Source organism: Streptococcus mitis (genome assembly GCF_946190325.1).
GTDB lineage: Bacteria > Bacillota > Bacilli > Lactobacillales > Streptococcaceae > Streptococcus > Streptococcus mitis_CF.
The window spans coordinates 314,010-329,729 of the sequence record NZ_CAMHZR010000001.1 but is presented as its reverse complement, the minus strand read 5'-3'; the positions used below and the strand labels follow the sequence as shown (position 1 = coordinate 329,729).

Genomic DNA, 15,720 nt, shown 5'->3' with positions numbered 1-15,720 from the left:
GTGAATCAAATAGAGTTAAGAAAAGAGGAAAGAATGAAAATCAATAAAAAATATCTAGCTGGGTCAGCAGCTGCACTTGTTTTAAGTGTCTGCGCTTATGAACTAGGTTTGCATCAAGCCCAAACTGTAAAAGAAAATAATCGTGTTTCATACATTGATGGTAAACAACCAAGCCAAAAGGCAGAGACTTTGACACCTGATGAAGTCAGTAAAAAAGAAGGTATAAATGCCGAGCAAATCGTTATCAAGATTACGGATCAAGGTTATGTGACTTCTCATGGAGACCATTATCATTATTATAATGGCAAGGTTCCTTATGATGCTATCATTAGTGAAGAACTGCTGATGAAAGATCCGAATTATCAGTTAAAAGATTCAGATATTGTCAATGAAATCAAGGGTGGTTATGTCATTAAGGTAGACGGGAAGTATTATGTCTATCTTAAGGATGCAGCGCATGCTGATAATGTTCGATCAAAAGAAGAAATCACTCGTCAGAAGCAGGAACACGGTAGTAATCACGGAGGAGGTTCTAACGATCAAGCGGTTGTTGCTGCCAGAGCCCAAGGACGCTATACAACGGATGATGGTTATATCTTTAATGCTTCTGATATCATTGAAGATACAGGCGATGCCTATATCGTTCCTCATGGAAATCACTTCCACTATATTCCTAAGAGTGATTTGTCTGCCAGTGAATTAGCAGCAGCACGAGCCTTCTTATCTGGAAAAGGTAATCAACCAAGCTCAGTTGGATATCGTCCTTCAACAAATTCTTCTAGCAGTAGCGCATCAGAGGCATCGAATAATAGTTCATATGGACAAACGAATCAAAGCAATGTTGAAGCAAATACCAGAAGATGGGCTCCAAGTGTTAGCCCACAGGTGGATAATAGCTATCAAGCTAGTCCGAGTGAAGACGTATCCAGTCTCTTGAAACAGCTTTATGCCTTGCCGCTTAGCCAACGACATGTGGAATCAGATGGGCTTGTCTTTGATCCAGCGCAGATTACAAGAAAAACTGCGAATGGTGTTGCAGTGCCACATGGAGATCACTATCACTTTATCCCTTATTCTCAAATGTCTGATTTAGAGCAGAAGATTGCAAGAATGATTTCTGAAAATTATCAAGGGAATCATACTACTGCAGGTGGTAAAGAATTAAAACCAATTCCGACTCCAAGCCTTCCAAAACCAATTCCTGCTCCAGAGCCTACCCCAATACCAAGTCCACAACCTGTACCAAATCCTCAACCAACTCCAAGCAATCCAATTGATGGAAAATTGGTAAAACAGGTGATTCGAAAGGTGGTTGATGGTTATGTCTTTGAAGAGAATGGAACTTCGCGTTATATTTCTGCCAAGGAACTTTCAGCAGAAACTGTTGCAGCCATTGATGATAAACTTGCTAAACAAGAAAGTTTGTCTCATGAGTTAGGAGCTAAGAAAACCAATCTTGCATCTGGTGATCAAAAATTTTACAACAAAGTTTATGATTTACTAGCAACAGTTCATCAAGATTTGGTTTCCAATAAAGGGCGCCAAGCTGATTTTGACGCTTTGGATAGACTATTGGAACGTCTCAACGATGAGTCAAGTGATAAAGTCAAGTTAGTTGATGATATCCTTGCTTTTCTAGCGCCGATTCGTCATCCAGAACGTTTAGGAAAACCAAATGCACAAATAGCTTACACAGATGATGAGATTCAAGTAGCCAAGTTGGCAGGCAAGTATACAACAGAAGATGGCTATATCTTTGATCCTCGTGATATCACCAGTGATGAGGGGGATGCCTATGTAACTCCGCATATGAGCCACAGTCATTGGATTAAGAAAGAAAGTTTGTCTGAAGCTGAAAGAGTAGCAGGTCAAGCTTATGCTAAAGAGAAAGGTTTGACGCCTCCTTCAACAAATCATCAAAGTTCAGGAAATACTGAGGCTAAGGGAGCAGAAGCGATTTACAATAGAATAAAAGCAGCTAAGAAGGTACCACTTGACCGTATGCCTTACAATCTCCAACATACTGTGGAAGTTAAAAATGGAAGTTTGATTATACCTCATTATGACCATTACCATAACATCAAATTTGAGTGGTTTGACGAAGGACTTTATGAGGCACCTAAGGGGTATAGTTTAGAAGAGCTATTTGAAACTGTGAAGTATTATGTCGAACATCCAAATGAACGTCCGCATTCAGATAGTGGTTGGGGCAATGCGAGCGATCATGTTCAAAGAAACCACAATAGTCAAGCTGCTAACAATCAAACAGAGAAACCAACAGAGGAGAAACCTCAGACAGAAAAAATTGAGGAGGAAAAACCTCGCGAAGAAAAACCGAAAAATGAGAAAGCAGAATCTCCAAAACCAAAAGAACCAGAGGAATCAGAAGAAGAATCACCATCGGAACCAGAGGAACATCAGGTTGAAACTGAAAAGGTTGAAGAAAAACTGAGAGAAGCGGAAGAGTTACTTAAAAAGATTAAGGATCCAATTCTTAAGTCCAATGCCAACGAAACTCTCACAGGATTAAAAAATAATCTGTTATTTGGTTCTCAGGACAACAATACTATTATGGCAGAAGCTGAAAAGCTATTAGTCTTGTTAAAGGAGAGTAAGTAACTATACAACTATTATAGAAGATAAAAAGGGAGCAGAATATGGATTCTGTTCTCTTTTTTATGAAATTGTGTAAAAATTCTTGACATATTTTCTAAATAAAGATAAACTATTTACTAGTTAATTAAATGGTTAAACACTAGTTAAGGAGTTATAGTGAAAAAGAGGACGATTTTAGTATTGATGACCAGTGTATTAGCTCTGGTATTAGCTGCTTGTGGCCAAAAGGAGAGTCAGTCAGGTAAAGGGATAAAAATTGTGACCAGTTTTTATCCTATCTATGCCATGGTCAAGGAAGTATCTGGTGACTTGAATGATGTTCGAATGATTCAGTCAAGTAGCGGTATTCACTCCTTTGAACCTTCGGCAAATGATATCGCAGCCATCTATGATGCAGATGTCTTTGTTTACCATTCGCATACGCTCGAATCTTGGGCAGGAAGTCTGGATCCAAATCTAAAAAAATCCAAGGTTAAGGTTTTAGAGGCTTCAGAAGGAATGACATTGGATCGTGTACCTGGTCTAGAAGATGTGGAAGCAGGGGATGGAGTTGATGAAAAAACGCTTTATGATCCTCACACATGGCTAGATCCTGAAAAAGCTGGCGAAGAAGCTCAGATTATCGCTGATAAACTTTCAGAGGTTGATAGTGAACACAAAGAAACTTACCAGAAAAATGCGCAAGCCTTTATCAAAAAAGCTCAAGAATTGACTAAGAAATTCCAGCCTAAATTTGAAAAAGCGAGTCAGAAAACATTTGTAACACAACATACAGCCTTTTCTTATCTAGCGAAGAGGTTTGGACTCAATCAACTTGGAATCGCTGGTATCTCTCCAGAACAAGAACCAAGTCCAAGACAACTAACAGAAATTCAGGAATTTGTTAAAACCTATAAGGTTAAAACGATTTTTACAGAAAGTAATGCTTCTTCGAAAGTAGCTGAAACTCTTGTCAAATCAACAGGTGTAGGTCTTAAAACTCTGAATCCTTTAGAGGCAGACCCACAAAATGACAAGACTTACCTAGAAAACCTAGAAGACAATATGAGTATTTTAGCAGAAGAATTGAAATGAGGAGATTATGAAAATAAATAAGAAGAAACTTGCTGCTGGTGCAGCTGTCGTCCTTTCTTTAAGTCTTTGTATTTATGCATTGAATCAACATCAGACAGGAGAGAATAAAGATACGAATCGTGTATCTTATGTCGATGGGAAACAAGACACTCAAAAAACAGAGACACAAACACCAGATCAAGTTAGCAAAAAAGAAGATATTCAGGCTGAACAGATTGTTGTGAAAATCACTGATCAAGGTTATGTGACTTCACACGGTGATCATTTCCATTATTATAATGGGAAAGTTCCTTTTGATGCGATTTTCAGTGAAGAACTTTTGATGAAAGATGCCAATTATCAATTGAAAGACGCTGATATTGTCAACGAAGTCAAAGGTGGTTACATTATCAAGGTGGATGGTAAATATTATGTTTACCTTAAGGATGTGGCACATGCGGATAACGTTCGTTCGAAGGACGAAATTGAACGCCAAAAACAAGGTCATACTCACGATGCACCAACATCTAATAGTGCAGTGGCGCTTGCTCAATCTCAAGGTCGCTATACTACTGATGATGGCTACATCTTTAATGCATCTGATATTATAGAGGATACTGGTGATGCTTATATCGTCCCTCACGGTGGACATTACCACTACATTCCAAAGAGTTCCTTGTCTGCTAGTGAATTGGCTGCAGCACAAGCTTACCTCTCTGGAACTAGAAATCAGCCTAGTGTGACTGACTATCGTCCAAGTACAAATGGGACTGGTCAAAATACCAAGCCTATTCAACAGGCTGAAATACCAAGTAATAAATCCGAGAGTCTTCAAAGTCTATTACAGCAGCTTTATGCTCTTCCAAGTACTCAACGATATGCTGAATCGGATGGTTTGACTTTTGACCCTGCTAAGATTTCAAGCAGAACACCGAGTGGTGTAGCGATTCCTCACGGAAATCACTATCATTTCATCCCCTATACAAAGCTTTCTGCATTAGAAGAAAAGATTGCGAGAATGATTCCTCTAACTAGTGACAGTGTGAAACCAACACCATTGGAGAATCCAAGCAAACCAGCAGAAAAACCTACTCAGCAAAACCATCATCATGAGAAAGACGGTGACCATGGAAGTCAGGCACATAAGCATGAAGAACATGGACATGACGCTCATCATGATGAAGACCATGATCACGGTTTTGATGCTAATCGTGTCATCAGTGAGGATGAACAAGGCTTTGTCATGTCACACGGTGACCACAATCATTATTTCTTCAAGAAGGACTTGACAGCGGAGCAAATTAAGGCAGCGCAAGATCACTTGAAAGGGGCAAATACAGCAACACCAAATCCAGCTCACGATGACGATCATCATGGCCACAAACATGATGAAGACCATGATCACGGTTTTGATGTCAATCGAATTATCAGTGAAGATGCGGCAGGCTTTGTCATGAGTCACGGAGACCATAATCATTACTTCTTCAAGAAAGATTTGACAGCTGAGCAAATTAAGGCGGCGCAGGATCATTTGAGAGGTAAAACGACAGTAACACCAAGCCCAGCCCATGATGATGAACACGATAACGATAATCATGGCCATAAACATGATGAAGACCATGATCACGGTTTTGATGCTAATCGTGTCATTAGTGAGGATGATCAAGGCTTTGTCATGAGTCACGGTGACCATAATCATTACTTCTTCAAGAAGGACTTGACAGCTGAGCAAATTAAGGCCGCACAGGATCATCTGAAAACACATCATGATGCAGAACCTGTAAAACCTCTTGCTAAAACGGTAGAGTCTTTCTCAAGAGATGCTAGTGATGAAGAAAAGATTGCTTATATCTCTAAAACTTATGGCGTTCCACTTGAAGCGATTAGAATTTCAAACGGCTTCTTTGTCTTTGGTAATCCAGACCAAGCTTACGATCCAACTCATATCCACCCATATGCTGTTCGTAAGGAACATGTTCGTTTGCCACTCCAAACTGGCAATCCAGAACTTGATTTCCTAAACGAACTCTACACGACTGCTTTGCGAGATGGTGTGTCTCCTTATAGTTTACAGGTAGAAAATGGTAGTTTTGTGATTCCTCATGGCGACCATAATCACTACATCAAGGTTCAAACTAAGGGCTATGAAGTAGCTTTGAAAAACAAAATTCCAGCTCTCCAATCCAACTATCAACCTGGAGCTTTTGATGAGAAGGAAGTTTTGGCAAAAGTAGATCAACTTCTCGCTGATAGCAGAAGTATCTATAAAGACAAGCCTATCGAACAAAGACAGATTGAGTTAGCCTTAGGTCAGTTTACTGAAAACATGAAGAAACTGGCAACTAACTCTACAGCAGGTTATCTTGCGACACTGAATCTCTTTGATAAGCAATATATCCATATTGATGAAAGTGTCAAACCAGTTGAAACAAGTGCTTTAGATAAGAAATATCAGGCCTTGATTGATAAAATCAATACCCTGGATACAGACTCTTATGGCCTTCCTAAGAAAGATCTTCTCGTTCGACTTCAAGAGGCTAAGTTGGCTAAAGATGAGGCCGGTTTAGCAGCGGTTGAATCACAACTTCAAGCCTTGCAAGACTTTAATGACCGAACAGGTGTTACAACTGTAGAATACATCAAGTATTTCTACGAACACGTAAATGACGGTCGTTTGAGTGATGAACTGCGAAACAAAGTAGCTCAGTTGACTTGGACCTTGTATCAATCTCAATCCTTCCTAAAAGCAGCAGAATTGAACAAATTATTCCCAAGCATCTATCAAGCAAAACAAGAAGTGGAAGAAGCTTTGAAAGCTCAGCCAACTACTGCGAAATCAAGTCAAACAGTTCTAGATACTGAAAAAGTTGATAATCAAAGTGCCAAGACAGCTATTTATGGCTTCTTGAAAGAACTGTACGGAGACTTTATGCCTGAAGAACATGTCAATCATGTTAGCAAGGAACAAGTAGAAAGTCTCTTGAGCAAGGCAACTCAACTCTTAGAGCAAATCCAAGAAGAAGGAATCAGACAATCCTTGGCAGAAGAAGTAGAAAATCTCAAAGCTGCTACAAACAAGGCTGATGCGGACTTGGATGAAGTAAACAGTCAGGTAAAAGATGTCTTGACTCGTATCGCTAGCGCCCTTCAACAAGAAAAGGAAAATGCTGAGCAAGACCCTCAGACACTAGTACTCTATCAAAAACTCTACGATATTCTCATGTCGCTTCACTCTTATTTAGAAAACAACAAGGGTTCTGATGCGGACTTTGATAAGGTAGATGCTTTACTAGATCAACTTTCTGCTAAGAGTAAAGATAAAGCTGCTTTACTTGAATTGACAAAAGCTATTCTAGTCTTGAATCAAGAAATCAAGTCAAAATCAAGCTCAAGTGAAGAAGCAACTCCAGCGACAAATGCCGAGTCAAATGGTGAGAACACAAGTTCCGAAACTGAAACATCAGTGGCTGCAGAATCTAACAGTGAAACTGCAAGGGACGAAAACAAACCAAGCAATACAACAGATTCTAAACCTGCTGAACCAGCTTCAGAAAAGGAAACAACAGAATCTACAACAAGTACTGGAAATCAAGAAAAACCAGCAGAATAAAAAGAAAGGCGAAGTAGCTAAGCTACCTCGTCTTTTTAGTCTTCATAAGCTACGATACCAATGATGGTATCAACTGCACGTTCCATAGTCTGAAGGCTGACGTATTCAAAACGTCCATGCATATTTTCTCCTCCCGCAAAGATATTAGGAGTTGGGATTCCCATAAAGGAAATCTTAGAGCCGTCTGTCCCTCCACGAATTGGTTCGATAATAGGAGTAATACCCAAATCTTCCATAACGGCTTTGGCAATGGTAATTGGAGTCATATCTTTCTCAATGACTTCTTTCATATTGTAGTACTGGTCTGTCAAGTTTAGGGTGACACGGTCGCTACCAAGTTCTTGATTCATCTTATCAGCGATAGACTGCATTGCTGCTTTACGCGCTTCAAAGGCATCTTTTTCAAAATCACGAATGATGTAGCTTGCACGTGCCTCTTCGACACTACCTATCACATCCATTAGGTGGTAGAAGCCTTGGTAACCTTCTGTTAACTCGGGTCGGTCATTCTCTGGAAGTTGATTATGAAAATCAATTGCTAGCTGAAGGGCATTGACCATCTGCCCTTTGGCAGTACCAGGGTGGACATTGCGTCCTTGGAAATGCAATTCAGCACTAGCGGCTGAGAAGGTCTCGTACTGAAGTTCTCCGAGAGGTCCGCCATCTACAGTATAGGCAAAATCTACATCGAAATCTTCTGCATCAAATTTATTGGCACCAACACCGATTTCTTCATCTGGACCAAAACCAACACGAATCTCACAGTGCTTGATTTCAGGATGGGCAGTCAGATATTCAATAGCAGTCATAATTTCAGCAATCCCTGACTTGTCATCAGCACCTAGTAAGGTTGTTCCATCGGTTGTGATGAGCGTTTGTCCTGGATATTTCTCTAGACTCTTAAAGTCAGCTGGATCGAGTTTGAAACCAGAATTTCCAAGTTCAATCACACCACCATCGTAGTTTTCAATTACCTGTGGCTTGACTCCTTCGGCATTAAAATCAGCAGTATCCATGTGGGAGATGAAGCCAATCTTACGTGTTAAAGATGGATCATTGGCTGGCAAGGTTCCAATTGCAAAACCATTTGGTAGATAATAAACATTTTGTAATCCAACACGTTTCATTTCAGGGATAAGAACATTGGTTGCGAAGTCAACCTGACTCTGTGTACTTGGAGTAGTAGTAGAGTGTTCATCAGAGCGCGTGTTGACCTTAACGTAGGTCAAGAAGCGGTCCAAGAGATTGGGGTAAGTCATAAAAAACTCCTTTTGAATTCATTTTTTCCATTGTATCATAGAAAGAAAAGAAAAACAAAAGACAGAAGTTAGAGAAATTCGCTATGTTGGCGTTTACTTATTAATGGATAAATGATAAAATAAACTTGATAAAAATATCACAAGGAAGCGATTATGAAAAAAGCAATTTTAATGATGACTTTCGGTTCACCAGAAGAGATTACCTTTGAAGGTGTGGCTGATTTTTTCACAAATATTCGTCGTGGAGTGAGACCTCAAGACCATGAGATTCAAACTCTCTATGATAATTATGTACGAATTGGAGGCACGCCTCTGCAAAGAATTACGCGTGAAGAGGTTGCCTTGGTAGAAGCTAGGCTAGGAAATGAATATAGTGTCTATTTTGCCAATAAGTTTTCTAGACCCTTTATCCCAGACGTGATTGGTCAGATGGAAGCAGACGGAATCGAGCAATGTATTTGTTTGATTTTGGAGCCTCATTATTCTTTTTACTCTGTCATGGGTTATGAGAAATTTTTAGAAAGCAAGCAAATTCAGTTTTTGGTCATTAAGGACTGGTATCAAGAAGAGGCCTTGCTAAACTATTGGGCAGATGAAATTGCTAAGATTTTAAAAGATGAAGTGAAGCAGGATAGCTTTAAAGTCATCTTTTCAGCCCATAGTGTACCCATTTTTGCCTTGGATTTTGGCGATCCTTATATCGATCAAATTTTTGAAAATAGCAAGCTAGTCGCTGAAAAACTAGGTTTGAGTTCCGAGCAATATACCAACACTTGGCAGAGTGAAAGTGATATTGGTATTCCATGGATTAAGCCAGATGTTTTGGAGTATCTCAGAGAACAGACAGAACATCCAGACCATTATATTTTTGTACCTATTAGTTTCATCAGTGAGCATATTGAGGTCTTGTTTGACAACGATGTGGAATGTTATGACTTGTGTCAAGAATTGGGTGTGAACTACCATCGACCACCAATGCCAAATACGGATTCTCGCTTGATTGATGCCTTGATCAATACAGTCAGAGCCAATGAACATCAAGAGTTTAAGGAATTTCTCCCAGAAGAAGAAACCTTTGATGAGTTAGTTCCTTCAGACGAGACTAAAAATATCTTGGCCGAATCTCAAGATTTACAAATGCCGGAGTTTGTGAAAAAACTGATTGAGAAAAAAGGTCGGGAAAATGTTAAGATGCCTTATCTTATTAAGAAAATGCTTGAGAAAGCAGGTAAGTTACCGAAAGAGTAAAGAAAAAAGGATTTAGCTTTGTGCTAAATCCTTTTAATCGATTATTTTTTCTCAAGAAGGGCTTTGATTTCTTGAAGTACTTCCAACTCAGTTGGACCAGCTGGAGCTTCCTCAGCAGCTTCTTTCTTAGTAAGACTTTGAGCTTTTTCAATACCTTTGATTACAAAGAAGAGAACAGTACCGATAACTAGGAAGTTGATAACAGCGCTCAAGAATTTACCATATGTAACACCATTCCAAGCAAGCTCAGCGATGTTTTGTACTTTCGCAGCTTCCAAGGCTGGATTCAAAATAAGTGGAGTGATGATATCGTTAACAAGTGATGTAACGATTGCACCAAAAGCAGTGGCAATGATCACACCGACAGCAAGGTCAACAACATTACCACGAAGCAAGAATGCTTTAAGATCTTTTAACATTTTCATAATTTCCTTTCAAAAAATTTTTACACTTAATTATATATTAATTAAGAAGTTCTTGCAAGCTATATGTTTAAAATTTTTCTTATTTTTTAAAAATAAATACCTTACTAAAAATGTAATTGAGGATAATTATTAAGAATTGTGCAATAACTGTTTCAATACTATTCACCTTATTAATATTATAATTTACAAATTGCCCGATAATATTAGGAAACTGAGTTACAAAGAGAAAAGCTAAAAACAAGTCTAAAAGAAAAGTAGAAAGACGTGCTATAGTAAATTTTACTAAACGAATTGACCAATTATCTCTAGCTTGCTTAAAGACAAGCCTATCATTTGTAATAAATGCAAATAGGATACCGATACTATTTGCTAGTCCAGTAGCAAGGAGTTCTCTATGAGTTAGTTGATAAATGACTAATCTAGATAGAATGGAGACAAGAGTAGTAGCTATACCAAAAAAAAGATAGGCTAAGAGCTCATTCACGAAGAGACTTTGAATGCGTTTTTTCATGCTTTTAGTATAGCATAAAGCAGGCTATTGTGCTATACTAGTAAGGTTGATTCAAGCAACCCTTGGTGCTTAGCTTCTTTCACCAAGCATATTATACGCGGGAAACCGCCAAAGGAGAAAAGATGAAAAAATTAACCATTCGTGATGTAGCAGATATTGCAATCGTTGCTGCTATCTATGTCGTTTTAACTGTCACACCACCCCTAAATGCCATCAGCTATGGTGCTTATCAGTTTCGTATTTCAGAAATGATGAACTTTATGGCTTTTTACAATCCTAAGTACATCATCGCAGTTACTATCGGTTGTATGATTGCTAATTTCTTTAGCTTCGGACCGCTAGATGTCTTTGTTGGTGGTGGATCAACCTTAGTATTCCTCAGTCTAGGTGTTTGGCTTTTTGCAAAATACAGCAAGGATTATCTTTTTAACGGTTTGATTCGAAAAGATCATTTCTTCTTCTCAATCCTCTTTTCAATTTCTATGTTTACTATCGCTGCCGAGTTGAATATCGTAGCGCAATTACCATTTTTCCTTACTTGGTTTACAACAGGGATTGGTGAATTTGCCTCATTGATTATTGGAGCGATTATTATCGGTAAAATTGGTCGTCGAATCGATTTAAGCAAATAGAATTAGATAAGCTAGGTAGCTCTTACCTGGCTTTTTCTTATGGAAAATTTCTAGGGAAACTTGACAAGATTTTCTAACTATAGTATACTTTTTAAGTAAGCTGATTTAGCTCAGTTGGCAGAGCGCATCCATGGTAAGGATGAGGTCGCCGGTTCAATCCCGGCAATTAGCATGAAATTTACAGGGAAACTCTTGAACACAAGAGTTTTTTCTTATGCTCTCGAGAAAAAAATCTGACTTTTGTATAATAAAAGTCATCCTGCAAAAATTTCTTATTGACAAAACTACTTATTTCTAGTAATATAATAGACGCGATGAGTCGATAGGTAGTCCTCGGACTACTATTGAGCATAAGGAGGTCATAACGCAGGAGCGGACCTTGATGAGTTGTGTGAACCTGCTCATCACATGAAGATGCCTCTTAGTCCCTAGTCTAGTGACTGGGGATTTTTATTTTCCAAAAAATGATGAAAAAGCTTTGCAATTCATGGAAAAAGTAGTATAATACATCTATTATAGAAATTTTTAGAAAATTCCGAAAGAGGTTATTTATGGGATATACAGTTGCTGTAGTCGGCGCGACAGGTGCTGTCGGAGCTCAGATGATAAAAATGTTGGAAGAATCAACACTTCCAATCGATAAAATTCGTTTACTTGCTTCTGCACGTTCAGCAGGCAAGACTTTGAAATTTAAAGATCAAGATATTACGATTGAAGAAACAACTGAAACAGCTTTTGAGGGAGTTGACATTGCTCTCTTTTCAGCAGGTGGTTCTACATCAGCTAAATATGCACCATACGCAGTTAAAGCTGGTGCGGTAGTTGTAGATAATACATCTTACTTCCGTCAAAATCCAGATGTTCCTTTGGTTGTTCCAGAGGTCAATGCTCATGCACTTGATGCCCACAACGGTATCATTGCCTGCCCTAACTGTTCAACAATTCAAATGATGGTGGCTCTTGAGCCAGTTCGCCAAAAATGGGGATTGGACCGTATCATTGTTTCAACTTACCAAGCAGTTTCAGGTGCTGGTATGGGAGCAATTCTTGAGACACAACGTGAACTTCGTGAAGTCTTGAATGATGGTGTAACCCCACGTGATTTGCATGCGGAAATCTTACCTTCAGGCGGTGACAAGAAACATTATCCTATCGCCTTTAACGCTCTTCCACAAATCGATGTCTTCACTGACAATGATTACACTTACGAAGAGATGAAGATGACTAAGGAAACTAAGAAAATTATGGAAGATGATAGCATTGCAGTATCTGCAACATGTGTCCGTATTCCAGTCTTGTCAGCTCACTCTGAGTCTGTTTACATCGAAACAAAAGAAGTGGCTCCAATCGAAGAAGTAAAAGCAGCTATCGCAGCTTTCCCAGGTGCTGTCCTTGAAGATGATGTGGCTCATCAAATTTATCCTCAAGCCATTAATGCAGTGGGTTCACGTGATACCTTTGTTGGTCGTATCCGTAAAGACTTGGATACTGAAAAAGGAATCCACATGTGGGTTGTTTCAGACAACCTGCTCAAAGGTGCTGCTTGGAACTCAGTTCAGATTGCAGAAACTCTTCACGAACGTGGATTGGTTCGTCCAACAGCTGAATTGAAATTTGAATTAAAATAGTCATATTGTTTAGGAGTTCAGATGAACTCCTTCTTTGAAATAGAGAGGTGTTTCTCATGTCTTATCAAGATTTAAAAGAGTGTAAAATCATCACAGCCTTTATTACTCCTTTCCACGAGGATGGTTCCATCAACTTCGATGCTATTCCAGCCTTGATTGAACATTTATTGGCTCATCATACGGATGGAATTCTTCTCGCAGGGACCACTGCTGAGAGTCCAACCTTGACCCACGATGAAGAGTTGGAACTGTTTGCAGCTGTACAGAAAGTTGTCAATGGGCGTGTTCCTTTGATTGCGGGTGTGGGTACCAATGATACGCGTGACTCGATCGAGTTTGTCAAAGAAGTAGCAGAATTTGGTGGTTTCGCAGCAGGGCTTGCTATTGTTCCTTACTACAACAAACCTTCTCAAGAAGGAATGTATCAGCACTTTAAAGCTATTGCAGACGCTTCTGACTTACCTATTATCATTTATAACATTCCAGGGCGTGTCGTTGTCGAATTAACTCCAGAAACCATGCTTCGTTTGGCTGACCATCCAAATATCATTGGTGTTAAAGAATGTACCAGCTTGGCTAATATGGCTTACTTGATTGAGCATAAGCCAGAAGAGTTCTTGATTTATACAGGTGAAGATGGAGATGCTTTCCATGCCATGAACCTTGGTGCGGATGGGGTTATTTCTGTTGCCTCTCATACAAATGGGGATGAGATGCACAAGATGTTTACTGCCATTGCAGAAAGCGATATGAAGAAAGCCGCAGCTATTCAACGTAAATTCATTCCTAAGGTTAATGCCCTCTTCTCATATCCAAGTCCTGCTCCTGTCAAGGCTGTTCTCAACTATATGGGATTTGAAGCTGGTCCAACTCGTCTACCTCTTGTTCCAGCACCAGAAGAAGATGCCAAACGTATTATCAAGGTTGTCGTAGATGGCGACTACGAAGCAACTAAGGCAACTGTAACAGGGGTCTTAAGACCAGATTACTAATAAAGACAATAAAATCCATGACCGCAAGAACGATCATGGATTTTTCTTATTTTCCTAAACAGAATTGGCTAAAGAGTTGGGTGATGAGTTCATCAGGAGCAGCATCACCTGTGATTTCTCCGAGGATTTCCCAAGTACGAGTCAAGTCAACTTGAAGCAAGTCAACTGGCATCCCTAGTTCCAGCCCTTCATTAACAGCTTGTAGGCTTTCAACTGCTTTTTCAATCAAGGAAATATGACGGGCATTTGACAAGTAAGTGGCATCTTGCTCAACCAAACCAGCATTTTCAAAGAAGAGGTTGTTGATTCTCTCTTCAATCTTATCGATGTTTTGGTTTTTAAGGACTGAAATGCGGATGACGTCTTCAGGTAGTTCCGAAGTTTCAATCGCTTCAGGCAGGTCGGTTTTATTAAGAAGAATAATACGGTTTGTATCTTGGCTAATCTCAAGAAGTTGTCGGTCTTGGGCAGTCAGTGGTTCACTGGCATTTAGCACTAGTAGAACTAAGTCGGCTTCCTTAAGGGCTTTTTTCGAACGCTCAACTCCAATTTGTTCGACGATATCATCCGTTTCACGAATACCAGCTGTGTCAATCAATTTTAGGGGAACACCGTTGATGTTGACGTATTCTTCAATGACATCACGTGTCGTACCAGCAATATCTGTGACGATAGCCTTGTCTTCACGTAAGAGGTTGTTGAGAAGGCTTGATTTCCCAACATTGGGGCGGCCGATGATAGCTGTTGAAATTCCCTCACGGAGGATTTTGCCGCGACGGGCTGTTCTAAGGAGATTGGTTAGCAATTGCTCAAACTCCATAGTCTTTTCACGGACAACAGCAGTAGTGGCTTCCTCAACATCGTCATACTCAGGATAATCAATATTAACCTCGACTTGGGCAAGTGTATTGAGGATTTCTTGACGGGTGTTATTGATAAGATCAGAAAGGGAACCATCTAATTGTTTGACAGCAATGTTCATGGCCTTGTCTGTCTTTGCGCGGATGATATCCATCACGGCCTCGGCCTGTGTCAAATCTACACGACCATTTAGAAAGGCACGTTTGGTAAATTCACCAGGTTCTGCTAACCGAGCTCCTTCACGGATAGCTAGCTGGAGAATCTCATTGGTCACCGCAATTCCACCGTGGGTGTTAATCTCGATAATATCCTCACGAGTGAAGGTCTTTGGAGACTTCATAGCTCCAACCATAACCTCGTCCATGACTTTTCCTGTCTGAGGGTCAATGATGTGACCGTAGTTAAGGGTATGGCTAGCAACCTGACTCAAGTCTTTTCCTTTAAAAATCTTTTGTGCAATAGCAAAACTTTCTGTTCCGCTCAGGCGGACAATACCAATAGCCCCTTCACCTAGTGGAGTAGATATAGCAGCGATGGTATCAAATTCACGTGTAATCATAATGTTTCCTTTAATAAATAGCTCTTTTCTTGGAAAATTCTCCAAGTCTCTTTTCAAATTGTAACAAATTTGAACTATTTCTTCAATGGATGCTACTTGGAGATTGAAAAAGCCTAAGCAATTCTGCTTAAGCTAGCTTATTTGGTGCGCATTTCCCCTTGTGGGAAGTAAGTCCCTTCTGGCATGTCGTTGATGATGACATGGACAGCAGATTGAGGTGCTCCAGTGTTGCGAACAACAGCTTCCGTTACTTCCTTAGCAAGAGCCTTCTTTTGTTCGAGCGTGCGTCCTTCAAATAAATCGATGCGTACAAATGGCATAATAGC

12 protein-coding genes, 1 tRNA gene and 1 riboswitch are annotated in these 15,720 nt (G+C 39.7%); of the genes, 8 read left to right on the top strand and 5 right to left on the bottom strand.

Features of this window, described 5'->3' with window-relative positions; genetic code table 11:
* The first annotated feature begins 33 nt into the window (after positions 1-33).
* The 3 genes from N8M95_RS01570 (at position 34) to N8M95_RS01560 (ending at position 7,279) form a co-directional block, all read left to right on the top strand.
* Positions 34-2,619 (top strand): pneumococcal-type histidine triad protein, encoded by a 2,586-nt coding sequence (locus N8M95_RS01570; RefSeq protein WP_261116472.1) that lies wholly within the window; start codon positions 34-36, stop codon positions 2,617-2,619.
* A gap of 180 nt (positions 2,620-2,799) precedes the next feature.
* Positions 2,800-3,690, top strand: coding sequence for a zinc-binding lipoprotein AdcAII (adcAII, locus tag N8M95_RS01565; RefSeq protein ID WP_390897286.1), 891 nt, complete (start codon positions 2,800-2,802; stop codon positions 3,688-3,690).
* Positions 3,691-3,697: 7 nt separating this feature from the next.
* Positions 3,698-7,279: a pneumococcal-type histidine triad protein gene (locus N8M95_RS01560; RefSeq protein ID WP_261116470.1), complete on the top strand. Its 3,582-nt coding sequence runs from the start codon at positions 3,698-3,700 to the stop codon at positions 7,277-7,279.
* Positions 7,280-7,314: 35 nt separating this feature from the next.
* Here the strand turns inward: N8M95_RS01560 and pepT are convergent, their stop codons facing one another.
* Positions 7,315-8,538, bottom strand: coding sequence for a peptidase T (pepT, locus tag N8M95_RS01555; protein WP_261116469.1), 1,224 nt, complete (start codon positions 8,536-8,538; stop codon positions 7,315-7,317).
* 153 nt (positions 8,539-8,691) lie between these two features.
* On the opposite strand from pepT, the gene hemH reads away from it, so the two are divergent.
* Positions 8,692-9,786, top strand: a complete 1,095-nt coding sequence (gene hemH / locus N8M95_RS01550; protein WP_070527626.1) for a ferrochelatase — start codon at positions 8,692-8,694, stop codon at positions 9,784-9,786.
* A gap of 41 nt (positions 9,787-9,827) precedes the next feature.
* Here hemH and mscL read toward each other — a convergent pair whose 3' ends face one another.
* Positions 9,828-10,205 carry a large conductance mechanosensitive channel protein MscL gene (gene mscL / locus N8M95_RS01545; protein ID WP_033687014.1) on the bottom strand — a complete coding sequence of 126 codons (378 nt, stop codon included), beginning with the start codon at positions 10,203-10,205 and terminating at the stop codon, positions 9,828-9,830.
* 85 nt (positions 10,206-10,290) lie between these two features.
* A complete protein-coding gene (locus tag N8M95_RS01540) occupies positions 10,291-10,722 on the bottom strand; it encodes a GtrA family protein (protein WP_049487145.1) in 432 nt (143 codons plus the stop codon).
* A 28-nt stretch (positions 10,723-10,750) separates the two neighbouring features.
* A riboswitch (PreQ1 riboswitch) is annotated at positions 10,751-10,847 on the top strand.
* On the opposite strand from N8M95_RS01540, the gene N8M95_RS01535 reads away from it, so the two are divergent.
* The 4 genes from N8M95_RS01535 to dapA all read left to right on the top strand — a co-directional run bounded on the left by N8M95_RS01535 (position 10,845) and on the right by dapA (position 13,974).
* Positions 10,845-11,354 carry a QueT transporter family protein gene (locus tag N8M95_RS01535; protein ID WP_049500058.1) on the top strand — a complete coding sequence of 170 codons (510 nt, stop codon included), beginning with the start codon at positions 10,845-10,847 and terminating at the stop codon, positions 11,352-11,354. (Overlaps the previous riboswitch by 3 nt.)
* A gap of 99 nt (positions 11,355-11,453) precedes the next feature.
* A tRNA-Thr gene (locus N8M95_RS01530) sits at positions 11,454-11,526 on the top strand.
* A gap of 379 nt (positions 11,527-11,905) precedes the next feature.
* Complete coding sequence (locus N8M95_RS01525) at positions 11,906-12,982, top strand: aspartate-semialdehyde dehydrogenase (RefSeq protein ID WP_261116468.1); 1,077 nt, start codon at positions 11,906-11,908, stop codon at positions 12,980-12,982.
* A 56-nt stretch (positions 12,983-13,038) separates the two neighbouring features.
* The gene (dapA, locus tag N8M95_RS01520) at positions 13,039-13,974 is read left to right on the top strand and encodes a 4-hydroxy-tetrahydrodipicolinate synthase (RefSeq protein WP_061864151.1); all 936 of its coding nucleotides are present in this window, start codon (positions 13,039-13,041) and stop codon (positions 13,972-13,974) included.
* Positions 13,975-14,020: 46 nt separating this feature from the next.
* Here the strand turns inward: dapA and mnmE are convergent, their stop codons facing one another.
* Together mnmE and N8M95_RS01510 are read right to left on the bottom strand one after the other, a co-directional pair.
* Positions 14,021-15,394 carry a tRNA uridine-5-carboxymethylaminomethyl(34) synthesis GTPase MnmE gene (gene mnmE, locus N8M95_RS01515; protein WP_261116467.1) on the bottom strand — a complete coding sequence of 458 codons (1,374 nt, stop codon included), beginning with the start codon at positions 15,392-15,394 and terminating at the stop codon, positions 14,021-14,023.
* Positions 15,395-15,531: 137 nt separating this feature from the next.
* Positions 15,532-15,714 carry a 4-oxalocrotonate tautomerase gene (locus N8M95_RS01510; RefSeq protein ID WP_001117401.1) on the bottom strand — a complete coding sequence of 61 codons (183 nt, stop codon included), beginning with the start codon at positions 15,712-15,714 and terminating at the stop codon, positions 15,532-15,534.
* Between the last annotated feature and the right edge of the window lie 6 nt (positions 15,715-15,720).